The following is a 22,937-nucleotide window of genomic DNA, read 5'->3' as shown; positions in this document are numbered from 1 at the left end:
TCCAACGCACACAAGGTCGTCACCATGTCTTCCGCTGTCGAGATCCGCCCGATCACCGCCGATGATCACGCCGCCTGGCTGCCGCTCTGGCAGGGTTACCAGCGCTTCTACAAGACCACCATCGACGAGGCCACCACTGCCGTCACCTGGCAGCGCTTCCTCGATGCGGCCGAACCGATGCACGCCGCCCTCGCCTGGCGCGACGGCGAAGCCATTGGCATGGTGCATTTCATCTACCACCGCTCCTGCTGGACCCAGGGCGACTACGTCTACCTGCAGGACCTGTACGTCGCCGAAGGCCAACGTGGCGGCGGCATCGGTGCGGCGCTGATCGAGCACGTCTACGCCGACGCCCGCGTGAACGGCGCTTCGCGCGTGCACTGGCTGACCCACGAGAGCAACACCGACGCCATGTTCCTCTATGACCGGATCGCCGATCGCTCCGGGTTCGTCCAGTACCGCAAGATCCTCTGAGCCGGAGCGCCCATGAACGACCAACCCCTGCTGAACTGGCGCCCCGCCGCCAGCCCCGAACGCCGCACGCTGACCGGCCGCACCATCAACCTGGCGCCACTGGACGTCGCCCTCCACGGCGATGACCTGTGGCAAGCACTGCAAGGCCCGGACTCCGACCCGGTCCTATGGGACTACCTGCCGTACGGCCCCTTCCCCGAGCGGGCACCCTTCGATGCCTGGCTGGCGGCGAACGCGGCCAGCAACGACCCACTGTTCTTCGCCGTGATCGACCGCGCGAGCGGCCGCGCCGTCGGCCTGCTCAGCTATCTGCGGATCTTCCCCAAGGACGGCAGCATCGAGATCGGTCATATCGCCTACGGCCGCGTGATGCAGCGCTCGCCAGCCTCCACCGAGGCGGTCTACCTGCTGGCGCGCTGGGCCTTCGAGATGGGCTATCGCCGCCTGGAGTGGAAGTGCAACGCGCTCAATGCCCGCTCGATGCGCGCGGCGGCGCGGCTTGGTTTCACCTATGAAGGCACCTTCCGCCAGGCCACCGTGGTGAAGGATCGCAACCGCGACACCGCCTGGTTCTCGATCATCGACAGCGAATGGCCGCGTTGCCAGCAAGCCTTCGAGGCCTGGCTCGACGCATCCAACCTCGATGCCGGCGGCCAGCAGCGCAAGCGCCTCGAAGACCTGCGCCAGGGCTGATCTTTTCATTCTCCGGGAACTGCCAGGCGGCGAGAGGATCGGTGATACTGAACCTTTCGCATTGCAGTCCCGGAGACCACCATGAGCAGCGACATCCAGACTCCCCGCGTCGAACAGGTGCAGATCGATGAGCTGCCCTGTTGGCGTATCCATACCGCTTATGGTGAAGCCCTGATTGCCCAGCAGGGCGCGCAACTGCTGAGCTACCAGCCCCATGAGCAACCACCGCTGGTCTGGCTGAGCGACACCGCCGAATACCGCCATGGCCAGTCCCTGCGCGGCGGCGCGCCCGTCTGCTGGCCCTGGTTCGGCAACCTGGAACGCAACCCGGTGGAAATCCGTACGGCCTACCAGGGCGACAAGCCACCCGCCCACGGCCTGGTGCGCGCCGTGGATTGGCAACTGGACGATATCGCCGACGAGCTGGGCCAGCTTTCCGTGCACTTCAGCTTCGACGCGCGCAACGGTCTGCCGGGCTGGGCGCACTCCGCACGGCTGGAGCTGGTGATGCGCTTCGGCGAACACCTGACGCTGGAAATGACCACCCACAACCTGGGCACTGCGGCGCTGCCGATCAGTCAGGCACTGCACACTTACTTCGCCGTAGGCGACGCGCGCCAGGCCAGCATCGAGGGGCTGCAGGGCTGCCGCTATGTCGAAACGCTGGAGAACTGGGAGCTACGCGAGCAACACGGCGTGGTGCGCATTGCCGGGGAAACCGACCGCATCTACCTGGACGTGGAGAAGCCGCTGGTGATCCGCGATCCGGCCTGGGGGCGCGACATCCACATCAAGGCCGGCGGTTCGCGCTCGGCGGTGGTATGGAACCCCTGGATCGACAAGGCCGCGCGCCTGTCGCAGTTCCCCGACGATGCCTGGCAGCAGATGCTGTGCATCGAGACCGCGCGGGTCTGGGACGACGTGATGAGCGTGGCGCCGGGGCGCAGCGAGACCATGAGCGTGGAAATCTGGGGTGAGCCGCTGAAGGGCTGATCACTCAGCGGTATGACAATACGTAGGAGCGGACTCCGTCCGCGATCGGTCCGCGCCGGACGCCAATCGCGGACGGAGTCCGCTCCTACGAGGGCAATAGCTTACAGATCGCTCTCCTCCACCGGCCGCACCTTGGCGTCGTCGATGGCATAGGCCGCATCGGCCAGGTCGTTGCTGACCTTCTCGACCTTCAGCGTGCCGCTGACCCAGATCGGATTGTAGATATCGTCGATCCTGATGCCCTTGGGGTAGCGCACCAGCACAATCTGGTTCGGCGGCGGCGGCGGTACGTGGATGCAGGCGCCCGGATAGGGCACCAGGAAGAATTCGGTGACGCGGCCCTTGGCGTCGTTCTCCAGCGGCACCGGGTAGCCGCCCAGGCGCAGTGCCTTGCCGTTGAGCGCGGCAACGGTTCTGGTCGAATACATTACCTGCGGCAGCTTCTTGTCGGACTGCTTGAGCCCGCCCTTGTTGGTGAAGGTGCCGTTGGCTTCGGGGCCGTTGTGGGTGATTTCCGGCATGTCTTCCAGCGCCTTGCGGTCACTGGGCGGCATCAGGGACAGCCAGTCGGTTTCCGGGAGTTCGGCGGCGGACGCCAGGGAAGTCAGCAATATCAGGCAGCAGGCGAGCAATGGTCGGCGCATCGTGGACTCGAAAGGCCCGGTCGGGCACAGGCGGGATATTCCTCCAGCGCCCTCCCCCCTGGTGGGAGAGGGCCGGAATTCACCGTCAATTCTTCTTGATCAGGCCGTAAATGACCAGCAGCACGATGGCGCCGATCACCGCGCCGATGAAGCCTGCCGCCTGGCCGGCCGAATAGATGCCCAGCGCCTGGCCGCCATAGGTGGCCAACAGCGAGCCACCGATGCCGATCAGGATGGTCATGATCCAGCCCATGCTGTCATCGCCGGGCTTGAGGAAGCGTGCGATGAGTCCGACGATCAGGCCGATGACGATGGTTCCGATTAATCCCATGACAAACCCTCCTTGTGGGTTGAGCGCGGTGAGTGCGCGCTTGTCATGGGACAGTGTAGGAAACGTCGGCGTTCCGTGTTTTGCCGCGTTCCAGAGCGACTGCCGGTGTTTCGCCGGCCTTACAGCGTTGTGGAAGCCCGGCATGAAAAAAGCCGCGTCAGTGATTGACGCGGCTTGTTTCGGAGCGCCGTGACGATCAGCCCTTGGCGATCAACGCCTCGACCTCGGCAATACGCGCTTTCAGGGTCGGCAGGTCGGCGCTGCGCAGGGTCGCGTGGCCAACCTTGCGCCCGGCCTTGAAGGCCTTGCCGTAGTGGTGCAGGTGGCAGTCGGCGATGTTCAGTACCTCGGCCACCGGCGGCACTTCGCCGATGAAGTTGAGCATGGCGCTCTCGCCCACCTTCGCAGTGGAGCCCAGCGGCAGGCCGGCGATGGCGCGCACGTGGTTCTCGAACTGGCTGCACTCGGAGCCTTCGATGGTCCAGTGCCCGGAGTTGTGCACGCGCGGGGCGATCTCGTTGGCCTTCAGGCCGCCGTCGACCTCGAAGAACTCAAAGGCCATCACGCCGACGTAGGCCAGCTTGTCGAGCACGCGGCCGACGTAGTCCTCGGCCAGCTGCTGCAGCGGATGCTCGGTGCTCGCCACGGACAGGCGCAGGATGCCGTTCTCGTGGGTGTTGTGCACCAGCGGGTAGAAGCGCGTCTCGCCATCACGGGCACGCACCGCCACCAGCGACACTTCGCCGGTGAAGGGCACGAAGCCTTCGAGGATGCAGGGCACGCTGCCCAGTTCGGCGAAGGCACCGGTCACGTCCTCGGGCTTGCGCAGGACCTTCTGGCCCTTGCCGTCGTAGCCCAGGGTGCGGGTCTTCATCACTGCCGGCAGGCCGATGCTGGCCACCGCGGCGTCGAGGTCGGCCTGGGACTGCACGTCGGCGAAGGCCGGGGTCGGAATCCCCAGGTCCTTGAACATGGACTTCTCGAACCAGCGGTCGCGGGCGATGCGCAGCGACTCGGCGTTCGGGTAGACCGGCACGAACTGCGAGAGGAAGGCCACGGTTTCGGCCGGGACGCTCTCGAACTCGAAGGTCACCAGGTCGACCTGGTCGGCCAGTTGGCGCAGGTGGTCCTGGTCGCTGTAGTCAGCGCGGATGTGCTCGCCCAGGGCTTGCGCGCAGGCGTCCGGCGCCGGGTCGAGGAAGGCGAAGTTCATGCCCAGCGGGGTGCCCGCCAGGGACAGCATGCGGCCCAGCTGGCCGCCACCGATGACACCGATCTTCATGGTTCTGCTCAGGCCTCGCGCGGATCGGGATTGTCCAGCACCGTCTCGGTCTGGGTGGCGCGGAACTGCTTCAGCGCCTCGTGATATTTCGGGTACTTGGCGCCCAGGATGCTGGCGGACAGCAGGGCGGCGTTGGTCGCACCGGCCTTGCCGATGGCCAGGGTGGCGACCGGGACGCCCGCGGGCATCTGCACGATGGACAGCAGCGAATCGACGCCCGAGAGCATGGAGGACTGCACCGGCACGCCGAGGACCGGCAGGTGGGTCTTGGCGGCGCACATGCCCGGCAGGTGGGCGGCACCGCCGGCGCCGGCGATGATCACTTCGATGCCGCGGCCATCGGCTTCTTCGGCGTACTGGAACAGCAGGTCCGGAGTACGGTGGGCGGAAACCACCTTCACTTCATACGGAATGCCGAGCTTGTCCAGCATGTCTGCGGTGTGGCTCAGGGTGCTCCAGTCGGATTTGGAACCCATGATCACGCCAACCAGTGCGCTCATCGTCGTGCCTCTCTCAAGTGCGCTCTTGGGCGCGTCAGAAACCAACAAGCCACGACTCCGTGAGGGCGTGGCTTGTACGTGGCCAAACCGGCGGGCAGTGCCGGCTTGAAGGCGGCGCAGTATACCGCAAAGGGCACGACGGAGTGCACTGGGCATGACCGTTGGTCCCGATTTCGTCATTCCTGCATCGAAGATGCCTGCAACGACCTCCGAAGAGACTTCGGAAAAGCTTGCCACAGCTCAAGATGGCCTAGGCTCACTGGCTCAGACTCTTCTGATACGTTCCTGTCCCGGACGGGGCAGGTCCCTCACCCTTCAAGGAGCGAGCGCAATGTCCACGACCCTGCCCACGACCATGAAAGCCGCTGTCGTCCACGCCTTTGGCGAGCCGCTGCGGATCGAGGAAGTCAAAGTCCCGCTGCCCGGCCCCGGGCAGATCCTGGTGAAGATCGAGGCCTCCGGCGTCTGCCACACCGACCTGCACGCCGCCGAAGGCGACTGGCCGGTGAAGCCGAGCCTGCCCTTCATTCCTGGCCATGAAGGCGTCGGCTTCGTCGCTGCGGTCGGCGCCGGTGTCACCCGCGTGAAGGAAGGCGACCGCGTTGGCGTGCCCTGGCTGTACACCGCCTGTGGCTGCTGCGAGCACTGCCTGACCGGCTGGGAAACCCTCTGCGAGAGCCAGCAGAACACCGGCTACTCGGTGAACGGCGGCTACGCCGAATACGTGCTGGCGGACCCGAACTACGTCGGCATCCTGCCGAAGAATGTCGGCTTCACCGAAATCGCGCCGATCCTCTGCGCGGGCGTCACCGTGTACAAGGCCCTGAAGGAAACCGAAGCGCGCCCCGGCCAGTGGGTGGCCATTTCCGGCATCGGTGGCCTGGGCCACGTCGCCGTGCAGTACGCCAAGGCCATGGGCCTTCACGTGGTCGCCGTGGACGTGGATGACGCCAAGCTGGAGCTGGCGCGCAAGCTCGGCGCCAGCCTGACCGTCAATGCGAAGAAAGAGGACCCGGTGGAAGTGGTGCAGCGTGATATCGGCGGCGCCCACGGCGTGGTCGTCACCGCCGTGTCCAACAGCGCCTTCGGCCAGGGCATCGGCATGGCCCGCCGGGGCGGCACCGTGTCGCTGGTCGGCCTGCCGCCGGGCGACTTCCCTACGCCGATCTTCGACGTGGTGCTCAAGGGCCTGCACATCACCGGCTCCATCGTCGGCACCCGCGCGGACCTGCAGGAAGCCCTGGACTTCGCCGGCGAGGGCCTGGTGAAAGCCACCGTCGCCGCCGGCAAGCTGGATGACATCAACGCCATCCTCGACCGCATGCGCGCCGGGCAGATCGAAGGGCGGATCGTGGTCGAGATGTAGGCCCCGCTCCAAACACCAAGCTCTGCGTAGGATGGCGTGGAGCGCAGCGATACCCATCCTACAAAAGCTGCCCTGTAGGAGCGGATTCATCCGCGACCCGGCCGGCAGGCCGGCATTCAGGCGCATCGCGGACAGAGTCCGCTCCTACGAATCAGAACTCCACAGTGGTCGAAATCTCGAACTGCCGCGGCTCGCCGACTGCGACGTAGAGGTTGTTCGCCGCCGACGGGTAGTACTCGCGGTCGAACAGGTTCTTCACATTGAACTGGAAGCCGACGTTGTGGCCACCCAGCTTCGTGTCGTAGCTGGCGAAGGCATCGGCCACGGTGTAGGACGGCAATTCGAAGGAATTGGACGGGTCGCCCGCGCGCTTGCCCACGTAGCGCGGCCCACCGCCCAGGCGCAGGCTGTCGCCACCGAAGATCGACCCCGCGTCGTATACCGCCGCCAGCGAGGCAGTTTCCTTGGCTACGTTCTGCAGGCGGTTGCCCTCCAGCACCGGGTCTTCGGTCACTTCGGCGTCCAGCCACGCGTAGCTGCCGATCAGGTTCCAGTTCTCGCTCAGTTGGCCAGTGACATCCAGTTCCGCGCCATAGGAGCGCACCTTGCCGGCGGTGCTGACGCGGCTGTCGCCGTTGGCGTCGAGCTGGGTGACCATCACGTTGCGCTTGCGGATGTCGAAGAAGGCCAGGTTGGCGGTAACGCGGCCGGGGATGTCGAGCTTGCCGCCGATCTCCCAGGAGGTCGCCTCTTCCGGCTGGATCGCCGAGTCGATCACCTCGCCCGTGGACAGCGGCGCGATGGTGGAGTTGGGCTTGAACGATTGGGTGTAGCTGCCATACAGCGACATTTCGTCGTTGATCTTGTAGATCACCCCGGCACGCGGCACCCACTTCTGCCCGCTGATATCCGTGTTGGCCTTGAACGGCCGGCCGCGCCCGGCGTACTGGTCGTACATCTGGTAGCGCCCGCCGGCGACCAGAATCCAGTGGTCGTCCAGGTGCCAGGAGTCCTGCACGAACAACGAGTCGCTGCGCAGCTTGTCGGTCTGGTCGCTGTCGCCGGGGCTGACTGCGGTGGCCGGGGAAATCTGCCCGTAGACCGGGTCGAGGTAGTTGAAGGTGGTGTTCTTCGTGTCGCGGATCAGGTCGGCGCGGTAGATCTTGCGCTTCTCGCTGTCGATGCCGAAGGTCACTTCATGGCGGAAGCCGCCCAGTTGCAGGTCGCCGCTCAGCCCGGCGGTGGCGAAGCTGTCGCTGCTCACCGCGCCGCGGGTGGCGTCGGTGCGGCGGGTCAGGGTGCCATTGCTGTTGACCTTGGTGACGCGGGCCTGGTTGTCGTCGTAGGTCTCGCGGGTCCAGCCGTAGGCGAAATGCGCCTTCCAGGCATCGTCGATGCGGTGCTCGACGTCCAGGCGAGTCAGGTCGGAGCGGCCTTCGGTGATGTTGAAGGGCTCGTCCAGGCGACGCGTACGCGGGATATCCAGCGGCTTGTTGGTGCGCGGGTCGATGGCGGTGCCACGGTCGAACGGCGTCTTGAACTCGCGGTGCTCGTAGCTGAGGTTCACCGTGGTGTCCTCGCCGAACCAGGCCAGCGACGGCGCGACGAGGGTCTCGCGCTGCTGGCCGAAATTGCGCCAGTAATTCTCGTCCTGGTGATCGACGATCAGCCGGTAGGCCAGGTTGCTCTCCCCCAGCGCGCCGGTAGTGTCGATCTGCGCGCCGCTGCCCTGCTTGCCGTGGGCATAGGTCGAGCCGCGCAGGGTGACGGCGTTGTACTGCTGCAGCTGCGGCTTCTTGCTCACCACGTTGACGATGCCGCCCGGGTCCTGGATGCCGTACAGCAGCGAGGCCGGGCCCTTGAGCACTTCGACGTGGTCAGCAGTGGCGGTGAGGTTACGGCCCAACACCGAGGGCAGGCCGTCGCGCATGATCGAGCCGTCGCGGTTATCGCCGAAACCACGCTTCATCACCGCGTCCTGGGTGCCGCCGAGGGTGTTGGCCTGGGTCACACCGCTGATGTTGCCGAGGGCGTCGTCGAGGTTGCGCGGTTTCTGGTCGCGCAGCGCCTGGGCCGGGACAGTGACGATGCTTTGCGGGGTTTCCAGCACCGGCGTGTCGGTGCGACCGATGGAGGCGACCGGTGCCGGTTGGTAGCTGGTCGACGCCGCCTGGCCCGTGACGGTGGTGTCGGTGAGGCTCAGGGTATCGGCCGGCAGGCGCTCCAGTGTCAGGGTGCGGCCATCGAGGGCGCGGAAGCGGTAGCCGGAACCCGCGAGCAGGCGATTCAGCGCGTCGTTGGTGCTGAGCTGGCCGGAGACCGCCGGGGCTTTGAAGTCGTACGGCGCCTCGTCGGTATAGACCACGCTGAGGCCGGTCACTCGGCTGAACTCGCTGAGCGCCTGGGGCAGCGGCTGAGAGGCGATGGCGAAACCAAAGCGCGCCTGCAGGGCAGCGCCGGCGGCGGCATTCTCGGCCCGTACGGAGGGAGCCTGCGCGGCGACCAGGGCAGCGCCGAGCACGACGGCGGCAAGGGGTTTCAAAGACAGATCGGGAACAGCGCGGCGCAGCGGGATCATCGGGGCTCTCTTGCTCGAAGGTCGGACTACACATGCGAATAAATCGCATTCATGACCACTACACGGAGCAGCCGCCGCAGTACCTCACCCCTTTTTCGAAAAAAACTTCGCCCTCAGCGAATCAGCACGAAGCGACCGAGCAGAGGCTGCTGATGGAAGCCCACCACCGCCTGCAGGGAATCCAGCGCCGCCTGAGGATCGGTGCTGCGGAAACTGCCGCTGACCCGGCGCTGCGCCAGCTCGCTGTCCAGCAGCACGATGCGGCCCGGGTAGTAAGTGCCCAGGCGCTCCAGCACCTCGCCCAGCGGCGCGCGGTAGAAGGTCAGCCAGCCCTGGCGCCAGGCCAGCGCGGCCTGGGCGTCGGCGGGCTGCGCATCACCGAGCCGCGTGCCGTCGATGCTGACCCGTTCGCCAGCGCCAAGCACCACTTCCGGCATGCCGACGGCATGGCTGCCACGCACCGAGACGCGGCCTTCGGCGACCGTGACGCGGGTCTGCTCGCCCTGGCGACGGACTTCGAACTCGGTGCCCAGCACCCGCGCTTCACCCTCTCCAGCGCGCACCACGAAGGGCTTGGGCAGATGTTTCACGGCAAAGGACGCAGCACCGCGCAACAGGTCGACGCGGCGTTGTTCGCCATCCAGGGAGACGGCGACGGCGCTGTCGGCGTCCAGGGTCAGGCGCGAGCCGTCGCCCAGGGTGATTTCGCGCACTTCGCCCGGCGCACTGACGTAGTCGGCGGAAAGGTCCGTCAGCCAGTGACCCGGCGACCACCAGCCGCCGGCCCACAGCATCAGCAGCAGGCAGGCGGCGCTGGCCAGCGGATAGGCCCAACGCCTGTGATTGGTCTGCGCGCGGCGCGGCGCCGGGCGGTCCATCGCAGCGAGATGCGCGCCCAAAGCATCGCCCTCTTCCGCCGCCAACCGCTGCGCCGGCAGGGCGCTGGCCTGCCAGAGCGCATCGACTTCGGCGTAGGCGCGGGCATGTTGCGGATCAGCCGCCAGCCACGCCTGGAAAGCCCCCAGCCACGCGTCACCGCCAGCGTCGTTCAGGCGCAGCAGCCACTGGCGCGCCTGACGCTGGGCGTCCTCGGGCGAGGTGGCGATTTCAGGCTTCATCGGTCGGCGGCTCCACGGCGATGGGCCGGCGAGGCGGGCTCAAGGCTCGCCTTGCAGGCATCGAGGGCGCGCATCATATGTTTTTCCACGCCGCTCTGGGAAAGCCCCATGGCCGCGGCAATCTCGCCGTAGGTGCGGCCGTGTACGCGGCTGAGCAGGAAGATATGGCGGGTGCGTTCGGGCAACTTGCGCAGGGCGTCTTCGATGAGGTCCAGTTCGGCGCCGGCCTGGACCGCCTGCTCGGGCGAAGGCTGCGCGTCGTCATCGTCGGGCAGCAGCGCGCTCAGGGTTCGCCCGCGCGAATCTTCACCGCGCAGATGATCGATGGCGAGGTTGCGCGCACTGCGCAGCAGGTAGCTGCCGAGCTCTTCCACCGGCGCCTGCGGGCGCTTCCAGAAGCGCAGGAACAGGTCCTGGACCAGGTCCGCCGCCGTGGCCCGGCAACCGACGCGGCGTCGTACCAGGGCTTCCATACGCGGACGCTGGGAAAGGAACACCCGCAGGAAATCCTCGCGCGGCAGCGCCTCGGCGGGCGCCGGGGCGTCCGCGGCGCGGGAATCGGCCGGGCGTTCGGAATGGGACATCGGGGCTGCACGCTCGCCAGCGGTCCGCACCGAAGCCGGTGCGAGGGGAAGACCCTGGAAAGCCGCAAATGATAATTCTTATCAAATAAACGGAACAGCCCCGGCTGTCCGCCTCAGGGCGTTTCGTCCAACCCCAGTCCACCTTCTAGCTTGCGCCACAGCAGACGGATCTGCGCCTTGCGCACCAGGGCACAGCGGTACAGGCGGATTTCCTGTGGCACGATCCAGTGCGGACCGCCGCACAGCGCCAGTTCGCCGCGCGCCAATTCGGACTCCATGCTCAGGCGCGGTACCCAGGCAACGCCCATGCCTTGCAGCGCCATGCTTTTAAGGCTGTCGGCCATCGCTGTTTCATAGACGGTGGTGTAGCGCAGGTTGCGCTGGCGCAGCAGCAGGTTGACCCCGCGACCGAGGAAGGCGCCGGCACTGTAGGCCAGCAACGGCACGCTCTGCCCACTGTCCAGGTCGTAGAGCGGGACGCCGGCGGAGTTGACCGCACACACCGGCAGCATCTCGGTGCGCCCCAGGTGCAGCGAGGGGAAGACTTCCGGGTCCATCTGCAACGCAGCATCCGGGTCATAGAAGGCCATCATCAGGTCGCAACCACCTTCACGCAGCAGGTGTACCGCTTCGCCGACGTTGGTCGCCACCAGGCGGCTGGCAATGTTCAGCCCTTCCGAGCGCAGTCGCGCTATCCACGGTGGAAAGAAGCCCAGCGCCAGCGAGTGCGCGGCGGCGAACTGCAGCACCTCGCCCTGCCCACCTTCCAGATGGTGCAGGTGGCGCACCACCTGGCCGAGCTGCTCGACCACGGCGCGGGCGGTGACGAGGAACAGCTGTCCGGCCTCGGTCAGTTCGATGGGTGTGCGCTGGCGGTTCACCAGGGTCAGGCCGAGGGCGTCCTCCAGGCTGCGGATGCGCCGGCTGAAGGCCGGCTGGGTAACGAAGCGCTTTTCAGCGGCCTGGGAAAAACTGCGGGTGGTGGCCAGGGCGCTGAAGTCTTCCAGCCATTTGGTCTCGAGGTTCACGTCAACTCCAACGCATTCACGCGCTGATCGATTGGTCAGGAGCCGGGCGCGCGTAGCACAGTCACACGCTCGCCGTCATCAATTCGTCACAGGGTACATTATGCCGTTCGTGCATGAGGCAGCCTTTAACAGCATTGGCCGACGAAAGGTGAAAACCCTAGTCTACCGGGCATCGCGGCACTGGCCGTGTTTTCCTGAGACAATCCCCGTCATGTCCCCTGTTGCATCGTTCCGCATCGAGAAAGACCTCCTCGGCACCCTCGAAGTACCTTCTGACGCCTACTTCGGCATCCAGACCCTGCGCGCTGTGAACAACTTCCGCCTCTCGGGTGTGCCGCTGTCGCACTACCCGAAACTGGTGGTCGGCCTGGCGATGGTCAAACAGGCGGCAGCCGATGCCAACCACCAGCTTGGCCACCTGTCGAACGAGAAGCACGCTGCCATCAGCGAAGCCTGTGCCCGCCTGATCCGCGGCGACTTCCACGACCAGTTCGTGGTGGACATGATCCAGGGTGGCGCCGGTACTTCCACCAACATGAACGCGAACGAAGTGATCGCGAACATCGCGCTGGAAGCCATGGGCCACACCAAGGGTGAGTACAAGTACCTGCACCCGAACAACGACGTGAACATGGCGCAGTCGACCAACGACGCGTACCCGACCGCCATCCGCCTGGGCCTGCTGCTCGGCCACGACACCCTGCTGGCCAGCCTCGACAGCCTGATTCAGGCCTTCGCCGCCAAGGGCGTCGAGTTCGCCGGCGTACTGAAGATGGGCCGCACCCAGCTGCAGGACGCGGTGCCGATGACCCTCGGCCAGGAATTCCACGCCTTCGCCACCACCCTGGGCGAAGACCTCGACCGCCTGCGTCGCCTGGCGCCGGAACTGCTGACCGAAGTGAACCTCGGCGGCACCGCGATCGGTACCGGCATCAACGCCGACCCCGGCTACCAGAAGCTGGCCGTCGAGCGCCTGGCCGAAATCAGCGGCCACCCGGTCGTCCCGGCTGCCGACCTGATCGAAGCCACCTCCGACATGGGCGCCTTCGTGCTGTTCTCCGGCATGCTCAAGCGCACCGCGGTCAAGCTGTCGAAGATCTGCAACGACCTGCGCCTGCTGTCCAGTGGCCCGCGCACCGGCATCAACGAGATCAACCTGCCGCCGCGCCAGCCGGGCAGCTCGATCATGCCGGGCAAGGTCAACCCGGTGATCCCGGAGGCGGTGAACATGTGCGCCTTCGAAATCATGGGCAACGACCTGGCGCTGACCATCGCGGCCGAAGGCGGCCAGCTGCAGCTGAACGTGATGGAGCCGCTGATCGCCTACAAGATCTTCGACTCGATCCGCCTGCTCCAGCGCGCCATGGACATGCTGCGCGAGCATTGCATCACCGGCATCACCGCCAACGTCGAGCGCTGCCACCAGCTGGTGGAGCACAGCATCGGCCTGGTCACCGCGCTGAACCCGTACATCGGCTACGAGAACTCCACCCGCATCGCCAAGACTGCGCTGGAAACCGGCCGCGGCGTACTCGAGCTGGTTCGCGAGGAGAAGCTGCTGGACGAAGCCACCCTGGCCGACATCCTGCTGCCGGAAAACATGATCGCCCCGCGCCTGATTCCGCTGCGCGCCTGATCATCCGCCCGGCGCGAGCCGGGCACGTCTCACCGGTTGAGGGGGAGTATTCCTCCCTCACCTTTCAGGGATTGGTTACCCCCAGTCCCTTCTTTTATACCCGGCGCCGCGGGGTTACCCGAGGCGCCACGTCTCACCGGTTGAGGGGCCTCTTGGCCCACTCTCCTTTAGAAGGGACACCGCTTACCCCGGTGTCCCTATTTTTTTGCCTGAAATTCGGGCGCGGCGAAAAAACATCGCGGACGAAGTCCGCTCCTACGCAGTTTCAGGTTTCGTAGGAGCGGACTCCGTCCGCGATTGGCATGAGTCGCACAGGACCGTGGGGCGGATAACGCTGCGCGTTATTCGCCCTACAAAACACTTCTCTGAAATTCCGGTCATGGCCGGATGGCTTCTGTAGGAGCGGGGGGACGCCATCGTCATTGCTCGCGAACACGATCCCCCCCGGCAATACCGGCGCGGGAGGGGTTCGCGAGCAAGCTCGCTCCTACAAAAAGCAGGCGGTGCGGAGGATCAATCCTGCCGTTGCAGGTGATCGAGAATCCGCCGATTGAGGGCGGCGATACGCGCCACGGCGTCCGCCTCGTCGCACTCCTCGTCATGCGAGCCGAGCTGGCGGGCGCACAGGTTGAGCGCGGAGAGCACCATCAGCTCATTGCTGGTGACGTAGGGGAATTTCTTCTTGCTGGCGGTGATCTCCGCCTGCAACAGCGCGGCCGCGTCCTGCAACCGGCGCTCTTCACCGGCCGGCGCCCGGACGCTGTATTCGCGTCCGAGGATGCGCAGGACGCGGACACCGTCGCCACTCATGCGCTGGCGCGGCTGTCGCTGACGCGGCGGATCAGCGCCTGCAGGCGAGTCGCGGTGGCGTTGTGCTTCTCTTCCTGCTCCATGAGCGACAGTTGCAACGTGTCGTTTTCCTCACGGGCCTTGAGCAGCTCTTCACGCACAGCGGCGTTGTCCTGCACCAGCACTTCATTCTGCTGCAGCAGTTCGGCGACCAGCTGTTCAAGTTGTTCGAGGGTGGAATCGAGCATGGGAGCCTCCGCAAAGCCTTTCAAAGGGTGCGGAGGATAAAGAAAGGGGCGCGGCGGGGCCAGCAAAAACGCGGTTCTTCTGACAAGCCGTATGCTGTCAATTCAATGGCTTACGAGATAATTCTCGTGTCATTTCAATGATTTCCGGCTATCAGCGGAGTTTGGACCGAAAAATCGCGGACAAAGTCCGCTCCTACGGAGATTTCTGTGCGTAGGAGCGGACTCCGTCCGCGATCGTTTTCCGACGACTCCATCATCAGACGCGAATCACGCCTTCCTCGCGCAGCAGCTTGAAGATCGCCTCGGCACCCGCTTCGGGAGAGGCGTCCTTGAGCACCTGCCCGGTGCCGCCAGAAGCCTTGGCAGTCGCGGCTTTCATGCGTTCGGCGCCGGTCTTCGCCTTGATCACCTTCAGGCGCTTGGGCCGCGGGCGCGCGGGTTGCAGGTTGCCGTCGGCGAGCAGTGGGTCGTCCACGACCTCCACTTCGTGGGCTTCCAGATAGCCGCGGCGGGCCGGGCCGAAGGCGCTCTGGCGAGCGACCGGCGCGGCGTTATCGACGCTGGCGACAAAGGGCAGGCGCACCTTCAAACGACGGCGCTGGCCGCGAGGCAATGCCTGCAGCACCTGGGCGCTTCCGCCTTCCACCTTCTCCACTTCCGCCAGGCCGACCACCAGCGGCCAGCCGAGGCGCTCGGCCAGCAGGAAGGGCAACATGCCGGAGCCTTCACCGGTTTCCGCCTGGGTGCCGGTGAGCACCAGTTGCGCATCGCTGTCGCCCAGGTAGGCGGCCAATGCTGGAAGTGCGTCGGCACCGGCAGGCTGTTCGAGCACGGCCAGTTCATCCAGGCCCATGCCGAGGTAACCGCGCAGCGCTTCTTCCCCGGCATCACCGGCATGCACGACGCGCAGGCGCTTGCCGGCGAGGTTCATGCCCAGTTCCACCGCACGGGCATCCTGGTCGGCGCGCCGCGCGCGGCCGGAGGCGGGGTGGGCGCCGATGGAGACCAGGGCGACGATGTTCAGGTCGTTCATAAGCCACCTCGGGCTTTCAAGCTGGCGTAGGGCGAATAACGCGCAGCGCTATCCGCCGATGATGCGTTGGCGGCGGATAAAGCCTTCGGCTTTATCCGCCCTACGAGGGAACCCATTTCAGGCCGCATCGCGCGCCGCTCCGTTGCGATGGGCTTCGGCCAGTTCGATCAGCGCCTTGAGGATCGCGGCAGAATCACCGATCACCGAGAGGTCGGCGCGTTTGATCATGTCGCAGCCCGGGTCCATGTTGATCGCCACCACCTTGTCGCAGGAACCGATGCCCTGCAGGTGCTGGATAGCCCCGGAAATACCGACGGCGAGATAGACCCGCGCAGTGACCCAGGTGCCGGTAGCGCCGACCTGCCGGGCACGCGGCATGTGGCCGTCGTCGACCGCCACGCGGGACGCGCCTTCGGTGGCGCCAAGGGCGACGGCGGCGCGGTGGAACAGCTCCCAGTCCTTCACACCGTTGCCGCCCGAGAGGATGAACTCCGCCTCGGCCATGGGAATCTGCGCCGGGTCCACCGCCACCGGGCCGAGGTCCTCGATGCGCGGCAGGTTGCGTGCGACGTTGCTTTCCAGCTCCACGGCACGGGCTTCATGGCGGGTTTCGCTGACCGGCTCGGCGCACTCGGCAGCGGCCAGGACCAGGCGCGGCAGGTCGCGGTGCAGGTCCTGCTGACCGGCTCCGGCGCGACCGATGCAGCGCTCGCCTTCGGCCTGCCAGACGCGGGTCGCCGGGCGTTCGCCCAGGCTGGCGGCGAGCCGGCGGCCCAGTTCGCCGCCACCGGTGCGGCTGTCGGGCAGCAACCAGTGGCGCGGAGAGAACTGGCTGTTGGCCGAGCGCAGCGCCAGCACCCGTTGTTCCGGAGCGTAACCGTCGTATTCGTCGCCCTCGATCTGCAGCAGGCGATCGACGCCGGCGGTATCGAAGGCGCTTTCCTTATGCTCGCCGAATACCACGGCCAGCACCGCGCCGTCGCTGCCGGCGAGCTTGCGGGCCAGGCCCAGCAGGTCGCGGTCGTGGCTGGAGAGACGGCCGCCAACCATGTCGGGCACCACGGCAATCAGGAAGGCCGGTTGCTCGATGGTCACCAGCGGCAGTTGCACCACATCCGGCGCGCTGCTGCGCTTGCCGCCTGCCGTGCCTTGCTGGCTGCCGGAGCGGTCGATACGTTTGACGCCATTGGGGCCGATGAAGCCGACCGCATGGGGATTCTTTCGCACCACGCCGTTGGGGCCCATCCAGCGGCTCTCGCCGCCCTGGGCCGTTTGCAGGGCCGCATGCAGCGGGTGCAGGCGGTTGCGGGCGATCCACTCGGCACGCGGGTCGCGGCGGATGATGTCGCTCATGCTCGGGCCTCCAGAGTGTTTTTTGTAGGAGCGAGGGGGACGCCCTCGTTATTGCTCGCGAACTTCGCAACTCCTCGGGTGGGATTGTTCGCGAGCAAGCTCGCTCCTACATACTCAGGTCTGTTCATCACTGCACCTCCACCGCTTCTTCACGGCGCGCCAGCGAGGGCTTTTTTGCCGGCACCTCGGTGGCCTCGATGAGGACCTCGGCAACCAGTTCGGCGATGTCCTTGATCTCCGGACGCGGCGCAACCACGCCTTCGAGCATCGCGGTGCATTGCGGGCAGCCCACGGCCACTACTTCCGCACCAGTCTCCTTGATGTCGACCATGCGCATATCGGGAATCCGCTGCTTGCCGGGGATGTCGGTGATCGGCGCGCCACCACCGCCGCCGCAGCAACGCGAGCGGAAGCCGGAGCGGGCCATTTCCTTGACCTCGATACCGATGGCCTTGAGCACGGCGCGCGGCGATTCGTACTCGCCGTTGTAGCGACCGAGGTAGCACGGGTCGTGGTAGGTCACGCTGGCGGCCTTGCTCTGGCCGAGGTTCAGCGCGCCCTTGCGCACCAGTTCATCGATGAAGGTCGTGTGGTGCAGCACCTGGTAGTCACCACCCAGCGCGCCGTATTCGTTCTTCAGCACGTGGAAGCTGTGCGGGTCGCAGCTGACGATACGCTTGAAACGGTACTTGGCCAGGGTGGTGATGTTGCGTTTGGCCAGGGTCTGGAAGGTGGCTTCATCACCCAGGCGACGGGCCACATCGCCGCTGTCGCGCTCTTCCAGACCGAGTACGGCAAAGTCGACGTTGGCGGCCTTGAGGACCTTCACGAAGGCACGCAGGGTGCGCTGGTTGCGCATGTCGAAGGCGCCGTCGCCGACCCAGAACAGCACGTCGGCCTGCTGCTTGTCCGCCAGCAGCGGCAGGTTCAGGTCCGCCGCCCAGTTCAGCCGGCCGCCGGGGGCGAAGCCGCCGGGGTTGTCGGTGGCGATGAGGTTTTCCAGCACCTCGGCGCCCTTGTTCGGGGTCGCGCCCTGTTCCAGGGTGAGGTGGCGGCGCATGTCGACGATGGCGTCGACGTGCTCGATCATCATCGGGCATTCCTCGACGCAGGCGCGGCAGGTGGTGCAGGACCACAGCGTCTCGGCATCCACCAGTGCCTTGCCGTCCAGCGCGACGATCGGCTGGTGCGGGCCGCCGCTGTGTTCGCCCAATGGCTTACCGGGATAGGGGGAGCCGGCGAAGTTGGCGTCGCTGCCACCGGCGAGGCCGATGACCATGTCCTGGATGAGCTTCTTCGGGTTGAGCGGCTGGCCGGCGGCAAAGGCCGGGCACATGGCCTCGCACTTGCCGCACTGCACGCAGGCGTCGAAGCCGAGCAGCTGGTTCCAGGTGAAATCGGTGGGCTTCTCGACGCCCAGCGGCGCCATCGGGTCCTGCAGGTCCAGCGGTTTGAGGCCAGTGGAGCGGCCGCCACGCCCATCTTTACTGGAGAACCGTTCGGCGCGGCGGTGCCAAGCCAGGTGTAGGGCGCCGGCAAAGGCGTGCTTCATCGGCCCGCCCCAGGTCATGCCGAAGAACAGCTCGGACACGCCCCAGGCCACGCCAATGGCGAGGATTGTAGCCAGGAACCAACCGCCAAAGCCTTCCGGCAGTATTCCGGCCACCGGCAAGGTGGCGATGAAGAAGCTCGCCGAGAACATCAGCAGGCTTTTCGGCAGGCGCATCCACGGGCCTTTCGACAGGCGCGACGGCGGGTCGAGGCGGCGCTTGGCGACAAACAGCGCACCGCAGAACATCAGCGCGGTGGCCGCGAGCAGGGCGAAACCGAGGATGCGGCTGTGCAGGCCGAAACCGTGCACGAGGATGGCCAGCAGCGCGGCCAGCACGAAGCCGCCGGCGGTGGCGACGTGGGTCTTCGACATGTACTTGTCGCGCTCGACCACGTGGTGCAGGTCGACCAGGTAGCGGCGCGGCATCTTCAGCAGGCCGCCGATCCAGTCGACCTGCGCGGGCCGGCCACGGCGCCACATCGCGAAGCGCTTCACGGCGCCCAGCACGGCGAGGCCGAGGGAGGCGAAGAGCAGGATGGGGAGGATGATGTTAAGCATTGTCATTGGTCTCCTCGCAGGGACCGGAGTCGGTGCGGGACGACCGTAGGATGGGTGGAGCGCAGCGATACCCATGCTGCCTCGACAATCGATGGGTATCGCAGGCTCCACCCATCCTACGGGGGCGTTAGAAGTCCTTGCACAGCCTCAAGGCGTCATAAATCGCCGCATGGGTGTTGCGCTGGGCCACGCAGTCGCCGATGCGGAACAACAGGTAACCGTCACCCGGCTCGCTGAGACACGGCTGCGGCTTGATGGCGAACAGCGCCTCGACGTCGATCTGGCCCTTGTTGCGCGAGCCCTGCTTGAGCGCGTAGTACAGGCTCTCGTCCGGGCGTACGCCGTTCTCGACGACGATCTGGTCGACCACCCGCTCCTCTTTCGCGCCGGTGTATTCGTTCTCCAGCACCGCCACCAGCTTGTCGCCCTCGCGGTAGACCTTCTCCAGCATCAGGTCGCCGGTCATGATCACTTCCTTGGGGTACATGCTGCGGTAGTAGGTCGGGAAGGTGGTGCCGCCGATGGCCACGCCGGGCTTGATGTCGTCGGTGACGATCTCGACCTGGGCGCCCTTGTCGGCGAGGAAGTCCGCCACCGACATGCCGCTGAATTCGCAGATGGTGTCGTAGACCAGCACGTTCTTGCCCGGCGCGACCTTGCCGTCGAGTACGTCCCAGCTGCTGACCACCAGCCCGTCGGCGGCGCCCCAGTGTTCGTTCTGCTCGAGGAACGGATGGCCGCCGTTGGCCAGCACCACCACGTCGGGGCGCAGGTCGAGGATAGTGTCGGCGTCCGCGCCGGTGCCCAGGCGCAGGTCGACGTTCAGCCGCGCCAGCTCCAGCTGGTACCAGCGGGTGATGCCGGCGATCTGGTCGCGCTGCGGGGCCTTCGAGGCGGTGGTGATCTGCCCGCCAAGCTGGTCCTTCTTCTCGAACAGGGTGACGTCGTGGCCACGCTCGGCGGCGACGCGCGCGGCTTCCATTCCAGCCGGGCCGCCACCGACGACCACCACCTTGCGCTTCACGCCGGTGGTCTTCTCGATGATGTGCGGCACGCCCATGTATTCACGGGACGTGGCGGCGTTCTGGATGCACAGTACATCCAGGCCCTGGTACTGGCGGTCGATGCAGTAGTTGGCGCCGACGCACTGCTTGATCTGGTCGATCTGGCCCATCTTGATCTTGGCGATCAGGTGCGGGTCGGCGATATGCGCGCGGGTCATGCCGACCATGTCCACGTAACCGCCTTCGAGGATGCGCGTGGCCTGGTTCGGGTCCTTGATGTTCTGCGCGTGCAGCACCGGCACGTTGACCACTTCCTTGATGCCGGCGGCCAGATGCAGGAAGGGCTCCGGCGGGAAGGTCATGTTCGGGATGACGTTGGCCAGGGTGTTGTGGGTGTCGCAGCCCGAGCCGACCACGCCGATGAAGTCGAGCATGCCGGTGTCGCTGTAGTACTTGGCAATCTGCTTCATATCCTCGTGGGACAGGCCGTCCGGATGGAACTCGTCGCCACAGAGGCGCATGCCGACGCAGAAGTCGTCGCCCACTTCGGCACGTACGGCCTTGAGCACTTCCAGGCCGAATTTCATGCGGCCCTCGAAGCTGCCGCCCCATTCGTCGGTGCGCTTGTTGACGCGCGGGCTCCAGAACTGGTCGATCATGTGCTGGTGCACGGCGGACAGCTCGACGCCGTCCAGGCCGCCGGCCTTGGCACGGCGAGCCGCTTGCGCGTAGTTGCCGATCACCCGCCAGATCTCTTCCGGCTCGATGGTCTTGCAGGTGGCGCGGTGCACCGGCTCGCGCACGCCGGAGGGCGACATCAGGGTCGGCCAGTTGAAGCCGTCCCAGCGCGAGCGGCGGCCCATGTGGGTAATCTGGATCATGATCTTGGCCCCATGCTTGTGCATGGCGTCGGCCAGGTTCTGGAAGTGCGGGATGATGCGGTCGGTGGAAAGGTTCACCGAGCTCCACCATTCCTGCGGGCTGTCGATGGCGACCACGGAGGAACCGCCGCAGATGGCCAGGCCGATGCCGCCCTTGGCCTTCTCCTCGTAGTACTTCACGTAGCGCTCGGTGGTCATGCCGCCGTCGGTGGCGTACACCTCGGCGTGAGCGGTGGAGAGCACGCGGTTGCGGATGGTCAGCTTGCCGATCTGGATCGGCTGGAACATTGCCTCGAAAGCCATTGCGGCATCCTCACGGGATCAGAGGTTTCTTGTTGTCTGGCGGCCTTGCGGCTGCTTGTTCGCGAGCAAGCTCGCTCCTACAGGGGGCGAAAGATCAGAGGGGTTTGACGACGAACAGGCCGTCGTCGTGGCCTTCCTCGGCGCCGCTGTAGACCTGCTCGGCTACGGTGCGGATGTCGCTGCCGCGGGCCTGGAGAATCTGGTCCATGGCGCCGGCGAACCAGCCGGTGAACATGTAGTCGACCTTGCGGTTGACCTTGCCGTAGACGTAGACGAAGGCCGAGTGCTTCAGGCGTACCTGGGCGGTGCCCTTGTCGAGGTCGATCTGCTCGATCTGGAACAGGCCCCAACCACGCTGGGACAGGCGCTTCATGTAGTGCTCGAAGACTTCCACGCCGACCAGGCCGTGGCACTCGGCTTCCTTCTCGCACCAGTGCCAGGCGGACTTGTAGCCGGCCTTGTAGAGGATTTCGGCATAGCGCTCGGCGCCCAGCTCTTCCTCGATGCCCATGTGGTTGTTGACGAAGAAATGCCGCGGCACGTAGAGCATCGGCAGGGCGTCGGTGGTCCAGACGCCGGTTTCGCTGTCGACTTCGATGGGCAGTTCGGGGGCGTGTTTGGCCATGGTGGCAAGACTCCAGAATTCGTGTGTGCGGTTGCCCTCTCCCCAGCCCTCTCCCTTAAGGGAGAGGGAGCTATCCGTGCATGCGGAGGATCAGGTGCATGCCGGCGGCTCTGCTCCCCTCTCCCGCTTGCGGGAGAGGGGCTGGGGGAGAGGGCGCTGTTGAGGTTGAATCACTCGCCCCAGACGTCTTTGAGGACGCGCACCCAGTTCTCACCCATGACCTTGCGCACCACGCGCTCGGGCATGCCGCGCTTGAGCAGGGTCTCGGTGAGATTGGGGAACTCGCCCACGGTGCGGATGCCCAGCGGGTTGACGATCTTCCCGAAGTTGGTGAGGCGGCGGGCGTAACCCTTGTCGTGGGTCAGCCACTCGAAGAAGTCCTGGCCGTGGCCCTGGGTGAAGTCGGTGCCGATGCCGATGGCATCCTCGCCGACGAGGTTCATCACGTACTCGATGGCTTCGGCGTAGTCGTCGATGGTCGAGTCGATGCCCTTGGCGAGGAAGGGCGCGAACATGGTCACGCCGACGAAGCCGCCGTGGTCGGCGATGAACTTCAGCTCGGCGTCGGACTTGTTGCGCGGATGTTCCTTGAGGCCCGACGGCAGGCAGTGGGAATAGGTGACGGGCTTCTTCGACTCGAGGATGACTTCCTCGGAGGTCTTCGAACCGACGTGGGACAGGTCGCACATGATGCCGACGCGGTTCATCTCCGCGACGATCTCGCGACCGAAGCCGGAGAGGCCGCCATCGCGCTCGTAGCAGCCGGTGCCGACCAGGTTCTGGGTGTTGTAGCACATCTGCACGATGCCCACGCCCAGCTGCTTGAACACCTCGACGTAGCCGATCTGGTCCTCGAATGCATGGGCGTTCTGGAAGCCGAAGAGGATGCCGGTCTTGCCCTGCTCCTTGGCCTTGCGGATGTCGGCGGTGGTGCGCACCGGGATGACCAGGTCGCTGTTCTCGCGGATCAGCTTCTGGCTGGCGACGATGTTGTTCACCGTGGCCTGGAAGCCTTCCCACACGGAGACGGTGCAGTTCGCGGCGGTCAGGCCGCCCTTGCGCATGTCCTCGAACAGCTCGCGGCTCCACTTGGCGATGATCAGGCCATCGATGACGATGCTGTCGGCGTGGACTTCGGCTGGGCTCATCTTGGCGTACCCCTTCTCAGGCTTGGCGCGCCGGGGCTTGTGCCGACGCTTTGCAGGCAGGATATCCCTGCCCCCCGAGGCGACCCGGTTCGAAAACGACCAGGGTCGACCCGAAAGCGTCAACCTCGCGACATGGGCGACAGCGTTTGCGTCGCACAGGGGAATGTGTGGTGCGGAACCCCATGTGCTGCAGGGTTCGCGGTACCTGTAGGAGCG

General features: G+C 66.0%; 21 protein-coding genes. 5 read left to right on the top strand and 16 right to left on the bottom strand.

Annotation, left to right across the window (positions count from 1 at the left end; translation table 11 throughout):
• Positions 1-24: 24 nt before the first annotated feature.
• The 3 genes from G4G71_RS03685 (at position 25) to G4G71_RS03675 (ending at position 2,160) form a co-directional block, all read left to right on the top strand.
• Positions 25-474, top strand: coding sequence for a GNAT family N-acetyltransferase (locus G4G71_RS03685; RefSeq protein ID WP_169935446.1), 450 nt, complete (start codon positions 25-27; stop codon positions 472-474).
• Between the two features lie 12 nt (positions 475-486).
• Positions 487-1,167, top strand: a complete 681-nt coding sequence (locus G4G71_RS03680) for a GNAT family N-acetyltransferase (protein WP_169935445.1) — start codon at positions 487-489, stop codon at positions 1,165-1,167.
• 81 nt (positions 1,168-1,248) lie between these two features.
• Positions 1,249-2,160, top strand: coding sequence for a D-hexose-6-phosphate mutarotase (locus G4G71_RS03675; protein ID WP_169935444.1), 912 nt, complete (start codon positions 1,249-1,251; stop codon positions 2,158-2,160).
• A gap of 101 nt (positions 2,161-2,261) precedes the next feature.
• Here G4G71_RS03675 and G4G71_RS03670 read toward each other — a convergent pair whose 3' ends face one another.
• From G4G71_RS03670 to purE, 4 genes are all read right to left on the bottom strand, one after another.
• On the bottom strand, positions 2,262-2,804 hold the full coding sequence (locus G4G71_RS03670; protein ID WP_169935443.1) for a DUF3299 domain-containing protein: 543 nt from the start codon (positions 2,802-2,804) through the stop codon (positions 2,262-2,264).
• Positions 2,805-2,889: 85 nt separating this feature from the next.
• A complete protein-coding gene (locus G4G71_RS03665; RefSeq protein ID WP_169935442.1) occupies positions 2,890-3,135 on the bottom strand; it encodes a GlsB/YeaQ/YmgE family stress response membrane protein in 246 nt (81 codons plus the stop codon).
• Between the two features lie 196 nt (positions 3,136-3,331).
• Entirely contained in the window at positions 3,332-4,417 is a 1,086-nt protein-coding gene (locus G4G71_RS03660) for a 5-(carboxyamino)imidazole ribonucleotide synthase (protein WP_169935441.1), read from the bottom strand.
• 8 nt (positions 4,418-4,425) lie between these two features.
• Positions 4,426-4,917: a 5-(carboxyamino)imidazole ribonucleotide mutase gene (purE, locus tag G4G71_RS03655; RefSeq protein WP_024766741.1), complete on the bottom strand. Its 492-nt coding sequence runs from the start codon at positions 4,915-4,917 to the stop codon at positions 4,426-4,428.
• 331 nt (positions 4,918-5,248) lie between these two features.
• Between purE and adhP the strand changes: the two genes are divergently transcribed.
• Positions 5,249-6,283, top strand: coding sequence for an alcohol dehydrogenase AdhP (adhP, locus tag G4G71_RS03650; protein WP_038803792.1), 1,035 nt, complete (start codon positions 5,249-5,251; stop codon positions 6,281-6,283).
• Positions 6,284-6,434: 151 nt separating this feature from the next.
• Here the strand turns inward: adhP and G4G71_RS03645 are convergent, their stop codons facing one another.
• From G4G71_RS03645 to G4G71_RS03630, 4 genes are all read right to left on the bottom strand, one after another.
• Positions 6,435-8,861 (bottom strand): TonB-dependent siderophore receptor, encoded by a 2,427-nt coding sequence (locus G4G71_RS03645; RefSeq protein WP_169935440.1) that lies wholly within the window; start codon positions 8,859-8,861, stop codon positions 6,435-6,437.
• Between the two features lie 113 nt (positions 8,862-8,974).
• Entirely contained in the window at positions 8,975-9,979 is a 1,005-nt protein-coding gene (locus tag G4G71_RS03640) for a FecR family protein (protein WP_169935439.1), read from the bottom strand.
• Positions 9,976-10,563, bottom strand: a complete 588-nt coding sequence (locus G4G71_RS03635; RefSeq protein ID WP_169935438.1) for an RNA polymerase sigma factor — start codon at positions 10,561-10,563, stop codon at positions 9,976-9,978. The genes G4G71_RS03640 and G4G71_RS03635 overlap by 4 nt, the downstream gene beginning before the upstream one ends.
• A gap of 113 nt (positions 10,564-10,676) precedes the next feature.
• Entirely contained in the window at positions 10,677-11,591 is a 915-nt protein-coding gene (locus G4G71_RS03630; RefSeq protein WP_169935437.1) for a LysR substrate-binding domain-containing protein, read from the bottom strand.
• A gap of 211 nt (positions 11,592-11,802) precedes the next feature.
• Between G4G71_RS03630 and G4G71_RS03625 the strand changes: the two genes are divergently transcribed.
• Positions 11,803-13,227, top strand: a complete 1,425-nt coding sequence (locus tag G4G71_RS03625) for an aspartate ammonia-lyase (RefSeq protein WP_045214106.1) — start codon at positions 11,803-11,805, stop codon at positions 13,225-13,227.
• A gap of 513 nt (positions 13,228-13,740) precedes the next feature.
• On the opposite strand, the gene G4G71_RS03620 is transcribed toward G4G71_RS03625, so the two are convergent.
• From G4G71_RS03620 to G4G71_RS03585, 8 genes are all read right to left on the bottom strand, one after another.
• Positions 13,741-14,037 carry a cell division protein ZapA gene (locus G4G71_RS03620; RefSeq protein ID WP_169935436.1) on the bottom strand — a complete coding sequence of 99 codons (297 nt, stop codon included), beginning with the start codon at positions 14,035-14,037 and terminating at the stop codon, positions 13,741-13,743.
• On the bottom strand, positions 14,034-14,264 hold the full coding sequence (locus G4G71_RS03615; protein WP_169935435.1) for a hypothetical protein: 231 nt from the start codon (positions 14,262-14,264) through the stop codon (positions 14,034-14,036). Before G4G71_RS03615 ends, G4G71_RS03620 begins: the two co-directional genes overlap by 4 nt.
• A gap of 256 nt (positions 14,265-14,520) precedes the next feature.
• The gene (gene etfB, locus G4G71_RS03610; protein ID WP_169935434.1) at positions 14,521-15,297 is read right to left on the bottom strand and encodes an electron transfer flavoprotein subunit beta; all 777 of its coding nucleotides are present in this window, start codon (positions 15,295-15,297) and stop codon (positions 14,521-14,523) included.
• A gap of 117 nt (positions 15,298-15,414) precedes the next feature.
• On the bottom strand, positions 15,415-16,650 hold the full coding sequence (gene etfA, locus G4G71_RS03605) for an electron transfer flavoprotein subunit alpha (protein WP_169935433.1): 1,236 nt from the start codon (positions 16,648-16,650) through the stop codon (positions 15,415-15,417).
• 127 nt (positions 16,651-16,777) lie between these two features.
• A complete protein-coding gene (gene dgcB / locus G4G71_RS03600; RefSeq protein ID WP_169942505.1) occupies positions 16,778-18,760 on the bottom strand; it encodes a dimethylglycine demethylation protein DgcB in 1,983 nt (660 codons plus the stop codon).
• Between the two features lie 127 nt (positions 18,761-18,887).
• A complete protein-coding gene (dgcA, locus tag G4G71_RS03595) occupies positions 18,888-20,948 on the bottom strand; it encodes a dimethylglycine demethylation protein DgcA (protein WP_169935432.1) in 2,061 nt (686 codons plus the stop codon).
• A 94-nt stretch (positions 20,949-21,042) separates the two neighbouring features.
• Positions 21,043-21,573 (bottom strand): 4-vinyl reductase, encoded by a 531-nt coding sequence (locus G4G71_RS03590; protein WP_015479613.1) that lies wholly within the window; start codon positions 21,571-21,573, stop codon positions 21,043-21,045.
• A gap of 170 nt (positions 21,574-21,743) precedes the next feature.
• On the bottom strand, positions 21,744-22,721 hold the full coding sequence (locus G4G71_RS03585; RefSeq protein WP_169935431.1) for a dipeptidase: 978 nt from the start codon (positions 22,719-22,721) through the stop codon (positions 21,744-21,746).
• Positions 22,722-22,937 lie beyond the last annotated feature (216 nt).

It is taken from the genome of Pseudomonas multiresinivorans, from assembly GCF_012971725.1.
GTDB lineage: Bacteria > Pseudomonadota > Gammaproteobacteria > Pseudomonadales > Pseudomonadaceae > Pseudomonas > Pseudomonas multiresinivorans.
The sequence above is the reverse complement of the archived record's forward strand: the minus strand, read 5'-3'. Positions and strand labels throughout refer to the sequence as shown.